General features: G+C 70.1%; 4 protein-coding genes. All 4 read left to right on the forward strand.

Annotated features, from left to right (window positions below):
• The first annotated feature begins 401 nt into the window (after positions 1 to 401).
• Positions 402 to 1,253, forward strand: coding sequence for a GNAT family N-acetyltransferase (locus VF330_RS10530; RefSeq protein ID WP_330851344.1), 852 nt, complete (start codon positions 402 to 404; stop codon positions 1,251 to 1,253).
• 18 nt (positions 1,254 to 1,271) lie between these two features.
• On the forward strand, positions 1,272 to 3,062 hold the full coding sequence (locus tag VF330_RS10535) for a penicillin-binding transpeptidase domain-containing protein (protein WP_330851345.1): 1,791 nt from the start codon (positions 1,272 to 1,274) through the stop codon (positions 3,060 to 3,062).
• Positions 3,062 to 3,196, forward strand: coding sequence for a hypothetical protein (locus tag VF330_RS10540; protein WP_330851346.1), 135 nt, complete (start codon positions 3,062 to 3,064; stop codon positions 3,194 to 3,196). The genes VF330_RS10535 and VF330_RS10540 overlap by 1 nt, the downstream gene beginning before the upstream one ends.
• 200 nt (positions 3,197 to 3,396) lie before the next feature.
• Positions 3,397 to 3,564 carry a hypothetical protein gene (locus tag VF330_RS10545; RefSeq protein WP_330851347.1) on the forward strand — a complete coding sequence of 56 codons (168 nt, stop codon included), beginning with the start codon at positions 3,397 to 3,399 and terminating at the stop codon, positions 3,562 to 3,564.
• Positions 3,565 to 3,591 lie beyond the last annotated feature (27 nt).

The raw sequence follows: 3,591 nt of genomic DNA on the forward strand, positions 1-3,591 counted from the left end.
GCAGTGCTGACGCGTTTGCCGCGCCCAGGGGGATAGGTCAAGCCGACACGCTTTTCGTCGGCTTGACCTATCCCCCTGGGTGTGGCTGCCTCGAGCACTGCTCGTGACGGGACCACCCCACGCAATCTCGCAACCACCAACGCAACAGCAAGCCGCCCAACGAAACAGGCGTGCCATCTACCTGCGTGCGGCGCCGGCCCGGTCTTTGATCAGTTGGCGGGGTCCGGGGCGGAGCCCCGCGCTTGAAACAGGCACGGAACCGCCAGAAGGAACCACCCAACCCAGCACCCGCACCCCCAGGCGAAAACACCCCGAAACGCAACCACCGTCACACCCGAGAACCGCTCGTCCCCACACTTGGCAGATGCCACATCCCAACCGGATCTGGCACGCTAGGTGACGTGTTGAGGCTGGCCGGAGCGCGCGTGCTCGACGAGCGCGACCTGATCGACGTACGCGAGGTCTTCGACAAAGACCCCGTGGCCGCCTGCATGGTCGCGGCAAGGGTGGAAGTGGCCGGCGTGGACCCGTGGCGCCTGGGCGGCGAGATGTGGGGCAGCGACTCGAAGCCGATCAGGGGCAAGGTCGACGGCCTCTGCTTCTCGGGCCCGAACCTGATCCCGCTCAAGGGCTCCCCGGCCGCCATGCGCATGTTCGCGGACCGGGCGCGCCGCCGGGGCCGCATGTGCTCCAGCCTGGTGGGCCCGGCCGAGCAGGTCCTCGCCCTCTGGGAGGAGCTCCGGCCGGACTGGGGCCCGGCCAGGGAGGTCAGGGCGGACCAGCCGCTGATGGCGATCGGCCAGAGCCCGAAGATCACCCCGGACCCGCTGGTCAGGCAGGTCCGGCCGAGCGAGCTGGGCCGCTACCTCCCGGCCGCGATCAGCATGTTCGTCGAGGAGGTCGGCATCGACCCGTGCGCGGAGGACGGCGGCGCCGGCTACCGGGCCAGGGTCAGCGAGCTGATCGCCGCGGGCAGGGCGTTCGCCCGGTTCGAGAACGGTGAGGTCGTCTTCAAGGCCGAGATCGGCGCCATGTCCAGCAAGGTCGGCCAGATCCAGGGCGTCTGGGTGCGGCCGGACCGGCGGGGCGAGGGCATCGGCACCGCGGGCACGGCGGCGGTCGCCGACCGGCTGACCAGGGTGCTCAACCGCACGGCGAGCCTCTACGTGAACGGGTACAACCACGTCGCGCAGGCCGCCTACCGGAAAATCGGGTTCGAACAAGTCGGGCAGTACGCCACCGTCCTCTTCTGAGCGGGCATACTCGCGCGAGTGCGCCTTCTCGCGACGATCACGGTGGTGCTGGTGACGGTGAGCGGCTGTGGGCTGTTCACGTCGGAACCGGGGGCTCCGGAGATCACCAACGACTTCCTGGCGAAGCTCGCGTCCGGTGACGTGCAGGGTGCCGCCGGGATGACCGACAACCCGAACGACGCCAAGGAGACCCTGGAGAAGTTCCGGAACGCGCTCAAGCCCGAGGGGCTCACCAGCAAGGTCGACCAGATCCGCAAGAACGGCGAGACGGCCTCCGAGGCGAGCGTCACGCTCGACTGGGACCTCGGCAAGAGCCGCCACTGGACGTACTCGACGAAGTTCGACGTCCGGCAGGAGTCCGACACCTGGAAGGTGCACTGGCAGTCGTCGCTGGCGCACCCGAAGCTCGCACCGCAGCAGTCCATCCGGCTCACCGAGCTCAAACCCGACCCCGCGCCGGTGCTCGACCGCGACGGCACGCCGTTGCTGGCGCCCGAACGCGTCGTGTCGGTGCTGCTCGTGGCGAAGGAGGCCGGTGACGTCGCGGCCGTCACGAAGACGCTCGCCGACGCGCTGAACCCGTTCGACAAGGCCATCACCCAGCAGACCATCGCCGACGGCGTCGCCAAGACCCCCGAGGGCCAGGCCTACCAGGTGGCGGCGCTGCGCGACCCCGACTACCAGACGGTCAAGCCGAAGATCTACGAGCTGCCCGGCGTGCGGTTCAGCTCGCAGACGTCGCTGCTCGCGCCGAGCCGCACCTTCGGCTCCCAGGTGCTGCCGGCCGTGCGCAAGCTCGTCGAGAACGACGTGGCGGGCGGCGCCGGTTTCCGCATCGCCACGGTCGACGCGCAGGGCACCGAGATCGACGAGCTGCACTCCAAGGCGCCCGAACCGGCCAAGGCCGTGAACGTGGCGCTGTCCCGCGCGGTCCAGACCGCCGCCGAGGACGCCGTCGAGCCCGTGCAGCAGCCGACGATCCTGGTGGCGATCCAGCCGTCCACGGGCGACATCCTGGCCGTCGCGCAGAACGACCCGGCCGACGCGCAGGGCGCGCTGGCGCTGACCGGCAGCTTCCCGCCGGGTTCGACGATGAAGGCGGTCAGCGCGCTGGCCGCGATCCAGTCCGGCAAGGTCACCGCCGACACCCCGCTGCCGTGCCCCGGCAAGACCACCATCGACGGACGGCGGATCGTGCCGAACTCCAGCGAGTTCGACAAGGGCACCATCCCGCTGCGGTCGGCGTTCGCGTTCTCCTGCAACACCACGTTCGCCCAGCTCGCCGTCGACATGCCGGCCGACCTGCTCCCCAACTCGGCGCTGTCGCTGGGGCTCGGCGTCGACTTCGACATCGCCGGCCTGACGACGATCACCGGGTCCGTGCCGGCCGCGACCGACGTCGTGGAACGGGCGGAGGACGCGTTCGGCCAGGGCAAGGTGCTCGCGTCGCCGTTCGGCATGGCGCTGGTCGGGGCGTCCATCGCCAAGGGCTCGATGCCGGTGCCGCAGCTGGTGCGCGGCAAGGAGACCAAGGCGGACAAACAGCCGGCGCCCCCGCCCGCCGCCGCGCTCGACCCGGTGCGCCAGATGATGCGCGAGGTCGTCGACTACGGCACTGCACCACAGCTCAAGCCGTACGGAGACGTCCGCGGGAAGACTGGTACCGCACAGTTCGGTGACGGCGTGCACTCACACGGGTGGTTCATGGGCTATCGCGGCGATCTCGCGTTCGCGACGCTCGTGCTCAGCGGAGAGACTTCCACTCCGGCCGTGGAGGTGGCGGCGAGGTTCCTCAAGGCGGTGCCGTGATGAGCGAGAACAGGGATCTGACTTTGCTGCGCGAGCGGCTGGTGCGGGCGGGCGTGCTGCTGCCCGTGCCGCGGCTGCCCCAGCCGCGGGAGGCGCCGGATGAGCCGCGGTGGCCGCGCCGCGACCAGATCTGAGCTCTCTGCGAACTGGTGTGGAACGCCGGCGCGTACCTGCGTCGCCTGGCTGCCGGGAACCGCACCGGGGAGCTCATTCCCGCTGAGGGAGATCGAGCCGTTCCGTCCTCGCCGCCGATCGAGTCGGACATCGACATCTCGGCGCAGCTGCGGCAGCAGCGAAAGGACAGGTTTCGACCTACCTCGACTCGTCCGCACTGGTGAAACTGACGCGGACCGAAGCGGTGTGCACGCTCGACGCCATTCACCCGGCAACGGCGTGCCGCCTGCGCGCGGATCTGCACGCGTTCGTGGCTTACGACAAGCGACTGCTCGTCGCGGCGGCCGACGTCGGGCTCGTGACCGTGGCCCCCGGCGCCGACGGCTAATCTGGGACGCATGGCTGTTCGTGCTGT

Origin of the sequence: Lentzea sp. (assembly GCF_036380075.1) — a bacterium.
GTDB lineage: Bacteria > Actinomycetota > Actinomycetes > Mycobacteriales > Pseudonocardiaceae > Lentzea.